Origin of the sequence: Bacillus sp. E214 (assembly GCF_008087365.1) — a bacterium.
In the GTDB taxonomy this organism is placed as follows: Bacteria; Bacillota; Bacilli; order Bacillales; family Pradoshiaceae; genus Pradoshia.
In genome coordinates, this window is sequence record NZ_VENN01000001.1 from 866,635 (window position 1) to 882,340 (window position 15,706).

General features: G+C 38.0%; 13 protein-coding genes. 10 read left to right on the forward strand and 3 right to left on the reverse strand.

From position 1 onward, the window contains the following. Positions 1–177: 177 nt before the first annotated feature. Positions 178–351: a hypothetical protein gene (locus FHY47_RS18825; protein WP_180349962.1), complete on the forward strand. Its 174-nt coding sequence runs from the start codon at positions 178–180 to the stop codon at positions 349–351. 188 nt (positions 352–539) lie between these two features. Here FHY47_RS18825 and FHY47_RS04105 read toward each other — a convergent pair whose 3' ends face one another. Next, on the reverse strand, positions 540–1,037 hold the full coding sequence (locus FHY47_RS04105) for a phosphatidylglycerophosphatase A family protein (protein ID WP_181161997.1): 498 nt from the start codon (positions 1,035–1,037) through the stop codon (positions 540–542). A 109-nt stretch (positions 1,038–1,146) separates the two neighbouring features. Between FHY47_RS04105 and yutH the strand changes: the two genes are divergently transcribed. Further along, complete coding sequence (gene yutH, locus FHY47_RS04110) at positions 1,147–2,175, forward strand: spore coat putative kinase YutH (protein ID WP_187393426.1); 1,029 nt, start codon at positions 1,147–1,149, stop codon at positions 2,173–2,175. 80 nt (positions 2,176–2,255) lie between these two features. Here yutH and FHY47_RS04115 read toward each other — a convergent pair whose 3' ends face one another. Next, positions 2,256–3,080 carry an STAS domain-containing protein gene (locus tag FHY47_RS04115; protein WP_066103872.1) on the reverse strand — a complete coding sequence of 275 codons (825 nt, stop codon included), beginning with the start codon at positions 3,078–3,080 and terminating at the stop codon, positions 2,256–2,258. Positions 3,081–3,431: 351 nt separating this feature from the next. Here FHY47_RS04115 and FHY47_RS18830 point away from each other — a divergent pair, with 351 nt between their 5' ends. The 8 genes from FHY47_RS18830 to FHY47_RS04150 all read left to right on the forward strand — a co-directional run bounded on the left by FHY47_RS18830 (position 3,432) and on the right by FHY47_RS04150 (position 15,350). After that, positions 3,432–3,638 carry a hypothetical protein gene (locus FHY47_RS18830; RefSeq protein ID WP_187393427.1) on the forward strand — a complete coding sequence of 69 codons (207 nt, stop codon included), beginning with the start codon at positions 3,432–3,434 and terminating at the stop codon, positions 3,636–3,638. Positions 3,639–3,935: 297 nt separating this feature from the next. After that, a complete protein-coding gene (locus FHY47_RS04120) occupies positions 3,936–5,444 on the forward strand; it encodes a sensor histidine kinase (protein ID WP_077248022.1) in 1,509 nt (502 codons plus the stop codon). Between the two features lie 176 nt (positions 5,445–5,620). Then, on the forward strand, positions 5,621–6,382 hold the full coding sequence (locus FHY47_RS04125; protein ID WP_066103859.1) for a sporulation protein: 762 nt from the start codon (positions 5,621–5,623) through the stop codon (positions 6,380–6,382). Between the two features lie 448 nt (positions 6,383–6,830). Continuing rightward, positions 6,831–8,483 (forward strand): serine hydrolase domain-containing protein, encoded by a 1,653-nt coding sequence (locus FHY47_RS04130; RefSeq protein ID WP_148629701.1) that lies wholly within the window; start codon positions 6,831–6,833, stop codon positions 8,481–8,483. Between the two features lie 14 nt (positions 8,484–8,497). After that, entirely contained in the window at positions 8,498–10,582 is a 2,085-nt protein-coding gene (locus FHY47_RS04135) for a glycoside hydrolase family 3 protein (protein WP_262365990.1), read from the forward strand. 22 nt (positions 10,583–10,604) lie between these two features. Next, complete coding sequence (locus FHY47_RS04140; RefSeq protein WP_066103855.1) at positions 10,605–11,864, forward strand: exo-beta-N-acetylmuramidase NamZ family protein; 1,260 nt, start codon at positions 10,605–10,607, stop codon at positions 11,862–11,864. Positions 11,865–12,132: 268 nt separating this feature from the next. Further along, entirely contained in the window at positions 12,133–14,199 is a 2,067-nt protein-coding gene (locus FHY47_RS04145; RefSeq protein WP_148629702.1) for a thioredoxin domain-containing protein, read from the forward strand. 176 nt (positions 14,200–14,375) lie between these two features. After that, positions 14,376–15,350 carry a Gfo/Idh/MocA family protein gene (locus FHY47_RS04150; protein WP_140461454.1) on the forward strand — a complete coding sequence of 325 codons (975 nt, stop codon included), beginning with the start codon at positions 14,376–14,378 and terminating at the stop codon, positions 15,348–15,350. 69 nt (positions 15,351–15,419) lie between these two features. Here FHY47_RS04150 and FHY47_RS04155 read toward each other — a convergent pair whose 3' ends face one another. Then, complete coding sequence (locus FHY47_RS04155; RefSeq protein WP_139891945.1) at positions 15,420–15,623, reverse strand: hypothetical protein; 204 nt, start codon at positions 15,621–15,623, stop codon at positions 15,420–15,422. Positions 15,624–15,706: the final 83 nt, after the last annotated feature.

Below are 15,706 nucleotides of genomic sequence, written 5' to 3' on the forward strand. Positions count from 1 at the left end.
GTATTCTAGCATACTAGTTTAAGGATTTCTATAGAAAGTTCAATATTTCACAAACTTATTCAGGATTTAAATAATAAAGATTAATATTTAGAAAAGCCATACAATTGTCAAGATACCTATAGGTACAGTGTTTGATAACGGGAATAATGATAATAGAAGAAAAAGGGGGGATAGACGATGATTCTAAGATTTTCAATACTAATCTTACTCGATATCATTTTTGCAATTACCCTTATTGATCAGCAGCTCATATTGGCAGCCCTGATTGCTCTTGCCTTTGTTTATTATACAATAGAGCTTGCAGCTGAAATGGAGTTTGACAATGTGGAATTTGAGTTAGTTCACTTATGATTACCAAAGCGATTAAATGAATTCACAAAGATGTGTATTACACATAATTCATATAAATATCTAAACAGTAGAACGAAAGGGCAGGTATGCTCTTTCGTTCTTACTTGTTAGACTGTTAGGAAATTAACCGACTCGGTTTAATTACCTTATAAAAGAAAAACTCAAAGTATAAATTCAGGATTTTATATTTATTCTACATTCTCTACTCGGTGAGCTAAACGGCTGGAAGCGGCAGCAGCAATCGCCCCAACAATATCATCCAGGAAGGTATGGCATTCACCGGAGGATTTATCATTCAATTTTGCCAGTATGCCTGGTTTCTTTTTATCAATATATCCATAATTGGTAAAACCAATAGAACCATATACATTCACGATGCTAAATGCTAAAATCTCATCAACCCCATATAATCCTTCATCAGTCCGGATTATGGATTGTAAAGGTTCTTCAAGCATCCCTTTTTCGGAAAGCATATCTAGTTGTATGCCAGTTAAAATGGCATTTTGGACTTCGCGTTTTGAGAGTACGCGCTCCACATTTTTAATACACTCATCCAATAGCAGATTTTCATGATATTGATGCTGAAGGTATAAAACTAATTCACCAATATCTGTAACTGTCACCCCTCGATCATGCAACCATTTTCTTGCTGTTTGTTCAGTCATATCTACAGGTTTCCCTTTCATACGAAGACACCAACTCCCATGCATATAGTAAGAATAAATCTTGATGTTAACCACATATAACAGTTATCTTGCCCATATACTTATCATAGTAAGCAAGGAATTAGAGGTGATGAACAATATTGTGATGAACAAACAATTATTACACGAACAATATGGAATTACAGTTGATCAAGAAATAAGCAGTGGGGCAATAAACATATATAACGGTGGAGGCAGAGTATTCATGAGCTTTGCCATAAACATGGAAGAGCAAGAGCTCCAGGAACGAAGCAGTTTGGCGTACCATATGCATAACAAAGGGGAGAAGGGAGTATGGCTTCCCCTGTTAAACAATGAACAAAAGCTATTAACAAAACTGGAAAGTAACGATTATGTGGTTTGTATAAATGAAATGGAAATTCCTCAATCATATGAAGTGGGCAGAGAGCTGGCAATATTTCATTATCGTGGCAGGTCTATTCCGCAACGAATCGTTTTTTGCAGCAGAATCGGAAAATGGAAGGAAATGTGGGAGCAGCGGGTCGATCAGCTTGAACGAGTTTGGAGAGATAAATTGGCAGCAAAGCCACAAAACGATTTTGAAAAACTGTTTATTGACAGCTATCCTTATTACGCAGGCCTTTCGGAAAACGCAATCCAATATTTAGTTGATACTGAAATAGATGAAAACCCGGAGATGGTTGATGCTGGGACCGTTTGTTATGATCGCTTTACTTCAGAAACCTGGGGACCCGGCTCAAATGGCAAATTATTTAGTGAATGGGTTTTTGACCATAGTGCGAGGGATATTGCGGAGTGGATACGCGCTTATTATTTTAAACAGCCAAATACATACCATCAGGGTGTCGAGTCATTTTTGCGCCAATATCAATCAATCACCCCTTTATCAACATTTTCTGCACGGATGTTATTCTCAAGGTTGCTCTTACCGGTTCATTATTTTGAAATTATTGAGCAGTATTATGTAACAAAATCAGAAGGAGAAAAGACTCGTTTGGAGGAAAGATTAGAAAATTTCGTGAAGCACTCTACTATGTATGAAAGAATGCTAAGTGAAATATATGAACTGGCTGGTATACTAAAGGGGAATATCAAAATGGTTGTTCCTGAATGGATCATGAACAGGAGAACTATTTAGTCTATTTTAAGACATTCTTTGAGTGTCTTTTTTGTTTTAAATAAAAATACTCCCGACTGTATGTCCGGGAGAGAAATTTATCATAGGATATCTTTAACAGCCAAATGTAAGCTAGAGTAGCTTTTAGCTGTAAATTTAATTCCGAGGTTTACCATTGTTTGTGCAATTTCTATTCGGATACCGGATAAGCGCGTCTCGATACCGATGAGTCGCAATGCATCAATAACTTTAAATATCTGATGAGCCACCATTGTGTCCGTAATCGGAACTCCTGATAGATCAATAATAATATAACTTAGATCATATTCACTTCCAGCCTGTAATGCTTTTTCCATCAAGTGGCTTGCACGTTGAGTGTCTAATACTCCAATGATTGGAATAATCCCGATATTGGATGTAATCCTAACAACAGGAATAGACAGTTCAAAAGCAGTCCTCTCCGCTAATACGATTCTATTGGAGTATTGTGAAGAATAAGAAATACTAAGCCAGTGTATCGCTTTATCAACAACTGAATCGAATTTAGAAATGATTTCATAGAAAACGTCCAGACTTACTGAATATTTTTTAGCTTGGTCCTTGATGATACCGCCAATTTTATCACGATAAAATCTAACTTCTTCTATTGCATCAGCAAGTGATAAATTTAAGTTTATGAGTAAATCAACGGTTTCCTTTCCCCATTCTTTTAAAACTGCAAAGGTTTCGTTTTGCTCTTGGGCAATTGAAAATCCATATATCTCTATAAGGGTTTTTCGCCAAGTTTTAACCATACTATTGATTTCCTCAGAATATGTATTCGTAGCGTCTTTAAATCGTAAATCTGCAAGAGTATCTTCTGAAGAGATTATGTGAGTTGAAACACCTTCTAAAAACACATGTATGCTACTATCAATGCTATGCATATCAACAGCTCCTAATTACTGCGATTTATGACCCATTGTTTTTTTGCAAAGAAAAAAACCCTTTAGAAGGATTAATTTTGAAAATATTTAAGCGCATATCCAATAAGCTAATAACCCTTATACAAAGAATGTATATTATTTTCTCTAACATAACAGTTGGAGAATAAACTGTAAAGAAATACCTATTTACAAAATGCTTCACATTTAACCAAATTATCTTAAGATTTGCGTAGTTAGAGATAGGGTAACCCGGTATATGGGTGGTAAATAATTGAAATATGTAGGCAAATATTTTAATTGGAATTGCAGAAGCATACGAGAGGAAAGAGGGACACGCTAAATAACTTAACTTTGGACAGCATTATATTGAATAATAAAAGGAATAAAATGGAATTGATTATATATTTGTTAATGGCTACCATCTTATCTATAGCAGGAATCGTCTTTGCTATTTTATCTAAAAAAATGGTAAGCATGATTTTTGGTATCCTTCTAAATGCCCTTATATGGGTTGGCTTTTTTATATTAATATTAGTTGTAGGTATAGGTATAAACTAAAGGGCCCTCCTTGTTGATAGTGTATCAAATTAATAATTTTTAATTGCAGACTGCTCTATCTATTTATAAAAATATTCTTTAGGTAGATATCCTTTTTTATTACGTCTTTCCAATCGGAGCGGCGTTTTATTTTTGCTTTCATAATCATATTTTCAACTAATTTTCTAATGAATGATGGTGCTAACACATAGCGAAAGGATTGGAATTATATACATATAAAAAGCCTTTATAGTTTTGATATAATGAAATCCTCTGTTAATTTAATTGAATAGGCGAAAGGAACACTTAAGACATAAAATGATTAGTTTTAAAAAGAATTTGATAAATAATCAGCGAGTGTTTAAGCAAGTTGCATACTTTTCAATCATATCGCTGGTGTTTATTACCACTATTTTATTTGGTTATAACAGGATGTCGACTCTCTTTAGGAAAGAGGCATCTGAATTATTCCCAACTCATATTTGGCTAGAACATGCTCTATATGAAGATCAGCTTGATACCGAAGAATTAACTGACTTTTTGCAAACTATTCCAAAAGATAACGAGTATATCTATGTTTATAATCAAGATACTCAGTCAAAGGCATTATATTATAAGGACACAACAGTACTTGCCGATAACGTTGAAGGCTTCGATGGTCTTTTATTATTATTGTTAAACAAACTGTTAATGCATGTCGATTTAGGGGATGTCTATAATGTGTTTATTAAACAAAATTTGGATCTGAAATTACTTAATGAAAGTAATTCTATTTTAATCAACATCGGCCATGAGGTTAATACAGATGCTTTTAAGGGTGAGATCGTTACTTACCGTAATGTTAGTAAAGCTCTCTTGCAGGAGTTCAAAATAGTGACTATTCAATGCTTGCTATTCATCAGTCTATCAGTGCTTTTAATTTTCATTAACTATAAAATTATGAGAAATCTTTACTATACCCCTCTAATAAAAATGAGAGAACATTTTATGAAAATGTCACGATTTCATTTAGAGAGTTTCGTATACAAAAAGCCTGTTATACCAGAAATAGAAAAGACGATTGACGCAGTCAATACGACGATGTTGGAACTGCAGGATGGGATTAAAGAGACCAAATCCTTCCTTGATGAAATGGTTCATGAAATTAAAAATCCAGCCCATAATATTAAGAATGAACTTGAATTGATAGAGGATATGCTACCTGAAGCAGATGAGGAAATGAAACAGAAACTTCAATCCGTTATAAATGAAACGGAAAATATCACTTCCTTATTATCTAGCATAAAAATCATTTATGATATGTATTATTTAGGGGGTTCCCCTCCAGATAGTTGGCTGAATCCAATCGAGAAAATCAAACCTATTTTTGAGGAATATAAGAAAAAATACCCTAATCGAGAATTTCATTTCAAGTATAGTATTAACCCCAATATTCATATATGGATTGACCAAGGTTCAATCGAATTGATGATCAGAAACTTGCTTGATAATGCCATAAAATATTCAAAAGAAGACTCCTCCATCTTTATTGGTATCCGTGAGTATAATCAGACCAAAAAGATCGTTATTGAAGTCATAAATTCTGGTTCGAGTATAGATTATAATAATCTTGGAAAGATTTTTGGAAAGTATTATCGTACAAATTCGGCTAAAGCGCAAACGAGTGGAGCAGGTATTGGACTTTGGCTGATTAATAGTATTGCAGACATCTATAATGCCAACGTACATGTGCAAAGTTCAACAAATACCACAGGATTTGCGATTGCTTTTCAGTATTATAAAATTGTAGAACAAGAAAGACTTGAGGATGAAGCGATCTCTTCGTAGGAGGTCGCTTTTTTTGTTTCTAAATCTTTTATTTTTAAATGGGATGATCAGTAAGTCTATTTATAATTAGATTGCTGTAAAACTCAGGAGTTTTATTCGATATATTAATTACAGAGTGTTATTTTCCGCTTGAAGTATAGTAAAATAGACTTATAAAAAGGAAATGAGGGATTATCATGTTTGATAAACTGCTGTCATCCATAGGTATTGGTGCTGCCAAAGTTGATACGAGGCTTGCGAAAAAAAGTTATATTGTCGGTGAGTCAATCGAAGGTGAGGTTTTTATCAAGGGAGGAAAAAACGAGCAGGATATTGATAACATCTATTTAACATTAATGACTGACTATGTGGTGGAAGTTGATGATAAAAAGGTAAGACGTTCTGTTGCCTTGGACAAAATCTTATTGACTGAGCGCTTCACAATCGCTCCAAATGAAGAAAAAGTGGTGCCCTTTCAGTTGAATGTTCCTTATGAATCACCAGTTACAATGGGAAGTACCCGTGTTTGGATTCAAACCGGCTTGGATATTAAAATGGCAATCGACCCTCAAGATAAAGACTTTTTGGAAATAAAGCCACATCAGCTTGTAAGAGAATTCATTGATGCTGCAGGAAGATTAGGATTCCGCTTACGTCAGGTAGATTGTGAAAAAACTCCTTCGTATTTTAGAAACGGCTTACCGTTTGTTCAGGAATTTGAATTCAAAGCTACATCCGGTGAATTTGCGAGAAAGCTAGATGAACTAGAAGCTGTATTCCAGCTGACAGAAAACGAAGCAAGAGTTTTGCTTCAAATAGACCGAAGAGCAAGAGGTTTCTCAAGCTTCTTAGCTGAATCATTAAATATGGATGAATCGTTTGTTAAATTCACTTTTGATAAGTCGGACATTGGCACGCTAGACCGTACATTGGGAGATTTAATTAGAAAATATTGCTGATCTATGGTTTCGACCAGTCAGATTCAATAAAATTTTACATGTTTTTTACATTGTGATGAAAGAAACTGCTCACTGGCAGTTTCTTTTTTTATATAGAAATCTATTTTTTTATAAAAATAGTTAGCTGAGAAATTAGATATAAGTAAATGAAACTAATGATCTCTTAGTTATGAATATATCCATATAGGTATACTAAGCAATAAGAATGAGGTGAATATGCAGAAACTTGTCATTTTTTCATGAAATAATTGTTGTTACATTAAGATAGACCTAAGGTTAATAATGGAAGTAAGTACTTATGCCGGATAGAAAAATAAGAAAGATGGATGTATTCTCGAGTGAGAGGAATCTATCTAGATACATCCCCAAAGATCCATCTCCGTAGCCTTCATCAACCTTTCTTTCGTTTTGTTCACTCGCTTTGTGATAAAAAAAGAGGAGGAACGATATGAAAAAAATCACCTCAATTGCATTCAGCACGATGATTACTGTGTCTGCATTTAACACATCCGATGGTCTAATGATGACAAGTGCTAAGGGACATTCCGACAATGCCTCATATTGGGACGAACCAGGTCGAATGCTACCGATACTCCTACCTTCAAATGCCAGAATGGCAGGTATGAAGCAGTCTGCACTTGATGACATAGATGTGACAATCGGCCAATACATCGAAAGCGGCTTAATTCCAGGGGCGGTCACCTTTGTGGCACGAAGCGGTCATATTGTTCAAAAAGCTGCATATGGGTTTGCGGCTCTCTATCAGGATGATGGCTTCACGGAAATTGAAACACCTCTTAAAATGAAAGCGGATACAATATTTGATATTGCTTCTATAAGTAAGCTTTTTACAACTACTGCGGTCATGATGCTTTATGAGCAAGGAATTTTCCAACTCGATGACCCTGTTGCGTTGCATCTGTCACAATTCGCTGCAAACGGCAAAGAAGACATAACAATCAGACAACTTTTAACCCATACTTCAGGTTTTGCAGCTGGGATGCCTCTTTATATGCAAGAGGGCACTCGAGAAAGCCGCATCCAGTCCGTACTGCAACATGGTTTGATTAACGAGCCTGGGACCACCTATTTATACAGTGATTTGAACATGATAACGCTTGGGGCGCTAGTCGAGAAATGGAGTGGTCTCCGGCAGGACGAGTTTGTTAAGAAAGCCATCACAGAGCCGCTTGGTATGAAGGATACGATGTATAATCCTCCGGCAAAATTAAAGAAACGTATAGCTGCAACCGAATATCAGCCAAAGATAGGGAGAGGGCTTGTCTGGGGCGAGGTTCATGATGAAAATGCGTGGTCGCTTGAAGGTGTGGCTGGTCATGCAGGCGTCTTCTCCACAGCCAAGGATTTAGGGATTCTCGCCCATGCATATTTAAATGATGGTAAATACGGTAAGATACGCATTCTAAAGAAGAAAACGATTGACTTAATTATGAAGAACTATAACACTGCGTTTCCAGGAAATGACCATGGATTAGGCTTTGAGCTTAATCAGGGCTGGTACATGGATTCACTTTCTGACACATTCACCGCCGGCCATACGGGCTACACCGGTACAGCTCTTGTGATGAGTCCATCTAATCAGACTGTTGCTATTGTACTTACAAACCGGGTACATCCATCCCGAAATACACCGTCCATTAATCCAATCAGACGAACATTCGCTAGAGATGTGGGAGACAGCATACCTATAAATGTGAAAAAGGGACAAATGGCTTGGTTCGCGGGCTATGGAGATCAATTAGATAACACACTTTCAGCTCAAGTGAATCTAAAAAGAGATGCTTATTTGAGTTTCGATACCTGGTTCCGGATTGAAGAGGAGAGTGATTATGGATATTTGAAAACGTCGACTGACGGAAAAGCATTTACAAGTATTCAAAGCTTCACAGGAAAAAGCAATGGATGGGAGAAGGAGAATGTCCTCATTCCTGCCGGCACGAAATTTATTCGTTTTTCCTATAAAACGGATGAAAGCGTGAACGGGCGCGGCTGGTATGTTCAAGACGCAAGCATAAAAACAAATGGAAAGAAGGAACGACTGAGATTCGAGAGCAATGGATTTGAACGTAGAACAGATTAAATGGGGAGGTGCTAATATTGAAAAATAGGAAATGGTTCTTGATTATACTTGTGATGAGTGTATTCCTGACGGCCGGATTCAGCAGCCAAACTAAGAAACCAGCTAATCCAAATGATGGTGTGCGAGATATTGTAATCTATCAAAATCTGCATGAGGTTGATAAAACGATTAGCGGCAACAGTGTCAAAATGAAGGCAGTGAACGTCTACCATGATGGTCATTTTACAAAGACAAATAAGGTAAAATGGTCGGTTGCAAATAAACGTATCGCGAAAATCAGTTCTAATGGAACCTTGACGATTACAGGGAAATCAGGAGTGGCAGTCATTCTTGCAACATCGGGAAAAAAGATAGACACAGCCTTTTTGGTGGTGGATAAAAAGGGAAATGCAACATTCCGCTCCATCAAGGATAAACGATATCGGCTTGCTGATTATGCCGTTAGCAAGATGAAGATAGAAGAGAAAATCGGACAAATGCTCATGCCTGATTACCGGAACTGGGATGGTAAGAATGTGACAGAAATGCTGCCGGAGATAGAACAGCAAATTAAGGATTATGACTTAGGTGGAGTTATTCTATTCCGCGAAAATGTCGTAACGACTGAGCAAACCGCCCATCTCGTGGATGCGTATCAGCTCGCCTCCGAGAAATATGGGATGCTCATCTCAATTGATCAAGAGGGTGGAATTGTAACCAGGCTGCAATCTGGAACTGATATGCCCGGCAATATGGCCTTAGGAGCAACACGGTCTGTGACAATCACGAAAGATGTTGCGCGTGCCATTGGCGAGGAGCTCGGTTCGCTTGGCATTAATACAAACTTTGCCCCATCGCTTGATGTCAACAATAATAGTAACAATCCTGTCATTGGTGTCCGTTCCTTCAGTGAAGACCCAAAACTAACCGCTGAACTAGGAACTGCTTATATTGATGGCATGCAGGAAACAGGCACGATTGCAACGGCCAAGCATTTTCCAGGTCATGGCGATACGGCAGTTGATTCCCATGTTGGACTTCCAGAAGTTCCATATGAGATGGAGAGATTAAAGGAAGTGGAACTATACCCGTTTCAGCAAGCGATGAATGCTGGTGTTGATGCCATCATGACCGCGCATATTACCTTTCCGAAGGTAGATGACACGAAAGTGATTTCCAAAAAGACCGGTGAGGAAGTCTCTATACCAGCAACTCTCTCCCACCGCTTTCTGACAGAATTGGTTAGGGAGGAAATGGACTATGATGGATTGATCGTTACAGACGCCATGAACATGGGTGCTATCACCGAGCATTATGGAACTGTCGATGCGGCCATCATGTCTGTTAAGGCAGGTACGGACATTGTACTTATGCCCGTTGGACTAGAGGATGTTCGTAATGGGCTCCTTGATGCAGTAAGAAATCGCGATATTAAAGAAAAGCGAATTGATGCATCCGTAAAACGGATACTGTCACTGAAAATCAAAAGGGGCATCTTTAAGGAGGAATCACCGGAGCCACTTGACGAAAGAATCGAAAAAGCGCTTGAGACCGTTGGTTCACCAGAGCATAAGGCGATTGAGAAAACAGCTGCAGAGAAATCTATTACCCTCGTCAAAAATAACAATCAGCTCCTGCCTTTAAATGACTTGCAGGAATCCGGAAAGATTGTCGTTATCGGTATGACCTACAACCAAGAATTATATTACGCTATTAAAGAAAAGCATGCCAACACTGAGGAAATTACCCTTCCTTCTAGCTATCAACTGACCGATGCACAGAAGGAGCAGCTTCGTCAGGCGGATTATATTATTATTGGTAGCCATACTTCAAATGTAGCAATGAGGTTACCTGCCCATCCTCAAATGCAGAGAATTAATGATATTATCGACAACTATGATGCACCTTCTATAGCTGTTGCGATTCGTAATCCATATGACATTATGTCCTATCCCCAGGTTGATGCTTATATCACTCAATATGGGTTTCGTACCGCAAGCTTTAAAGCAACCGCAGCAGCCATTTTCGGTGAAATAAATCCATCTGGTAAACTCCCTGTCACGATCCCGAACGGGCAAGGGGAAACTTTATATCCATTTGGCCATGGTTTATCCTACTAATTGATAACTAAGGAGGCTTTATATGCAGAAGAGAGGTTTCGCTGTCCTATTCACACTGATTCTGATTTTATCAACGATTTCTTTCGCCCAAGCAGGTCAAAAGGACAAGCATAAAAAGAAGGATTTAGAACTAGGCGTCGACGTTATTATAAGTGATAAAAAAGAATTGCTGGAAGGTGAAAGGGTAGGTCTCATCACAAATCCGACCGGTGTAGATCAAGAGCTTAACAGCATTGTTGACCGTTTCTATGAGGATGAGGACATCAATCTCACCGCTTTATATGGCCCGGAACATGGAGTTAGAGGAGACGCGCAGGCCGGCAGCTATGTTGATTTCTACATTGATGAAACTACTGGTCTTCCTGTATACAGCCTTTACGGCAAAACCCGTAAACCAACACCGGAAATGTTAAAAGATATTGATGTACTTGTATTTGATATTCAGGATGTAGGCGCACGCTTCTATACGTATATTTACACAATGGCATTAGCGATGGAAGCAGCAAAGGAACAAGGAATCCCATTCATCGTACTTGATCGCCCGAATCCCCTAGGAGGACTGAAGGTGGAAGGACCGATTCTTGAAGCACCCGAATATGCTTCGTTTATCGGGCAATACGAAATCCCACTCAGACATGGGATGACTGTTGGAGAACTCGCGAAACTATTTAACAAGGAATTTGGCATTGGGGCGGATTTAACCGTTGTAAAAATGAAAAATTGGAAGCGTCATATGAATTATGAAGATACAGGACTAGAATGGGTCCTTCCATCCCCAAACATGCCGACACTCGACACAGCTTATGTATACCCGGGTACAGGATTAATTGAAGGCACGAATTTATCCGAAGGGCGCGGAACAACGAAACCTTTTGAATTGCTCGGAGCCCCATTCATAAATGGAACAGAGCTAGCAAAGGAGCTAAACAAGCTAAACTTAAAAGGTGTTCAATTCCGAGCAGCTTCGTTCACGCCGACATTCTCGAAGCATAGTGGAATCCTATCCCATGGTGTTCAGGTTCATATAACAGACTATAATGATTTCGTGCCTCTTGAGGCAGGTCTTCATATCGTTAAGACCATTCATGACATGTATCCGGATGATTTCGAATTCCGTACAGAGGACAGCAAAGGAATTTCCTATTTCGACTTGCTTATCGGCAACGGCTGGATTCGCGATGATATCGAAGCAGGTAAATCCGTAAAACAAATCAAGCAGAAATGGGAAAAGGATTTGAAAGACTTCATGAAACTAAGATCTAAATATTTGCTGTATAGATAAAGGAGGGAAGCTTGAAGGCTGAGATGTAGGAGCTTTTGAGCTTCTTTATAAAAGAAGATTAAAGACTATAGAAGAAAACAAGAGGTATCCAAAAAGGATACCTCTTTCATTTATGAAACAATAAAAATCAATAAATAATCCAATTAAGTTTATACTAATAAATGATGTGTATTGTATAAAGAGGATATATTTATATCCATAACGTGTGAAGGTGAAAGATAAAAGTTTCTAAATGAAAAAATCCTGATTTGTAAAGGAGTAATTTTAAATGGGTGCAAAATCTAATCCCAATAGACTAATAAATGAGAAATCACCGTACCTTTTACAGCATGCTTATAATCCTGTTGATTGGTATCCATGGGGACCGGAGGCATTTGAAAAAGCGAAACAGGAGAATAAGCCTGTGTTTGTGAGTATTGGGTACTCTACCTGTCATTGGTGTCATGTGATGGAGAGGGAAAGCTTTGAAGATGAAGAAGTGGCGTCGGTTATAAATGAGCGGTTTATTTCCATAAAGGTAGACCGGGAAGAACGACCTGATTTGGATTCGATTTATATGTCTGTGTGCCAGGTGATGACGGGACAAGGTGGTTGGCCGCTTAATGTGTTTTTAACTCCTGATCAGGTCCCCTTTTATGCAGGAACCTATTTTCCTAAGCATAGCCGGTATGGCCGTCCTGGAATAATAGATGTGATTACTCAGCTATACGATACGTATACCAATGAGCCACATAAAATCGAAATGACAGGTGAGCGGATTAAAGATGCCATTATGCCAACGAAACAGGAGACATCTAGTGAGAAATTAACGATGGCTGCGATCAATGCAGCCGTTCAACAATTTAAGCGGGTATTTGATGAACAGTATGGCGGGTTTGGCTCGGCTCCGAAATTTCCTACACCACATAATTTAATGTTCCTGCTGCGTTACTTCCATATGACGAAGGATCAGGAAGCATTGAATATGGTGCTAAAGACATTAGAAGGGCTATCAAGAGGTGGAATCTATGATCATATCGGATACGGGTTTTCTCGCTATTCCACTGATGAATTATACTTAGTCCCACATTTTGAAAAGATGCTATATGATAATGCCATGCTGTTAATGGCGTATACAGAAGCCTATCAGGTTACCGGAGAAAATAGCCATCAAGTGATATCTGAACAAATCATTGAATATGTTTTACGGGACATGCGACATCCTGATGGCGGATTTTACTCAGCGGAGGATGCAGATTCAGAGGGTGTGGAAGGGAAATTCTATATATGGGACTACTTTGAAATCTTTGATCACCTTGATGAAGACGTAGCAGAATTATATTGCGCTGTTTATGATATAACCCCTGAAGGAAACTTTGAAGGCGAAAATATTCCTAATCTAATTCGTGAACCAATTGACTCATTTGCTGCTCATAATGATTTAGACGCAGCAGAAGTTCGTAAACAATTGGAGGAAGCAAGGAAAGTCTTATTTAATGTTCGCGAGGAGCGGGTTCATCCGCATAAGGATGACAAAATATTGACTGCCTGGAACGGATTAATGATTGCCGCTCTAGCCAAAGCTGGTAGAGTTTACAATCATCAGGAAGAACTGGTTGCAGCAAAAAGTGCTATCCAATTTATTGAACAGAATTTAATCGTGGATGGAAGAGTCATGGTCCGATACAGAGATGGTGAGGTTAAGCAGGAAGGATTTATTGATGACTATGCGTATCTTCTTTGGGCTTACATTGAACTCTATGAAACGACATTTGATTTATCCTATCTCAAAAAAGCAAAAACACTTACGCATCAAATGATTGAATTATTTTGGGACGGGGAAAATGGCGGATTCTATTTCTATGGAGAAGATAATGAGGAATTGCTGATCCGTCCAAAAGACGTATATGATGGAGCGTTGCCATCCGGGAATAGCGTCGCAACCTTGCAAATGCTTAGGCTGGCTCGTTTAACCGGTGAGTTTTCATTGGAGGATAAGGTACAGAAGGTTTTTGACGCATTCGGCGATGATGTGATTCACTATCCAATGGGCCATACCTATATGTTAATGGCGTATATGACAACTCAGATGAAAATGAAGGAAGTCGTTGTATTGGGGAGTAAGGATTCAGAAAATAAAGTTATTTCACATTTACAAAAGGAGTTTCATCCACACTTAACCTATCTGGCAAACGAGGATTCCTCTTTATTTACCGGCGTTTCTGATTTTGCGGCAGGTTATTCCAAGGTCAATGATCAGGTAACCTATTATATATGTGAAAATTTTGTTTGCTACAGACCACTGACCAGTGAAAATGAAGCAATCGAGCTTATAAATGGCGACAAAGAGTCATAAATTTAATAAATAACAGCTGCGTTGGCTATATAAAATATAGGATAAAATAGTACATCATGATTGGTGTGCTATTTTATTTTGGGTCTTTCCACTACTAATTATCTCATCTATGATTCATTTATATTATAATGAATGTAAATATTCTATAAATTAAATAAACGAAATTGAGGGATTCTATGAAAACAATTCAGTGGGGTATTATTGGACTTGGTAACATAGCAGAACGTTTTGCGAAAACGGTGAAAGCAATGGATGGCGTTACTTTAAAAGCAGTCGCCTCCAGGACGAAGGATCACGCGCTCGAATTTGGCCGAAAATACGGGGTTGAAGAAAAATTTTGTTATGGTACATATGATGAGCTAATACAGGATGAACAAATTGATGCTATTTATATCGCTGTTCCACACCCATTTCATAAAGAAAATGCGATTCGTTGTTTAAACCATGGAAAAGCCGTGCTTTGTGAAAAGCCTGTTACAATGAATAAAGAAGAAGTTCAAGAAGTCATCCATGCTGCTAAAGAGAATAAGGTCTTCTTTATGGAAGCGATGAAATCACGCTTTATGCCAATTAATAAAGAAATAAGAAACCTCGTCAAGGAAGGTGTCATTGGAGAGCCTACTTTCATGAGAGCGGAACTCGGTTTTAAAGGGGAATTTGATCCGAAGGGGCGCATATTTAACCGAGAACTTGGCGGAGGAGCATTATTAGATATCGGGATTTATCCTATCTCATATTGCGCTTATTTACTTGGAAATAAACCAAAATCGATTCAAAGCTCATTACAATATGGAGTAACAGATGTAGATGAAAATGGGACTATACAATTAAGCTATGACAATGGATCGTTTGCTCAAATTTACTGTACGATAAGGGCAAATACACGAAAAGATGCAAGTCTATTAGGCACAGACGGCAGTATTTATATACCGTATTTTTCAAATGCCCAGTCCGCAACAATCACCACCCCAAATAAAGAATGGACGATTGAAGAACCTTTCGAATTAACTGGATTTGAATATCAAATCCGTGAAGTAGGCCGATGCCTTCAAGAAGGTGTGCTTGAGAGTCCACAAATGACTTGGCATGATTCTATTGAAGTCATGGATATCGTTGATCAAATATTTGCTAATAATGTTTTAAAAGGATGAGAGGAGAGCCAATTAGGCTCTCTTTTTTTAGAAGATTTATTGGTTACGAGGTGTATGAAAATGAGTAATTTAAGACAAGAAAATGGGTAGAAGGCTCACGATTAAGCCAACCACTAATAAAATTGTCCCAAAAATACGAGATAACAATTCTTCGTCACCTGAAACACCGTTCCACAAAACAAGATTCACTAAGAAGAGGGCTTTATTCCTTAATACTAAAAAACCAATAAACATAATAAAAATACCAATGATTAAGACTGCTAAAGTCTCCACATTCATTCACCTCCGAAATATTCTTCACACTCTTCTTTGTTTATTTTAACATAAATATCCAGTTTACTTTATGAGAATTAAGG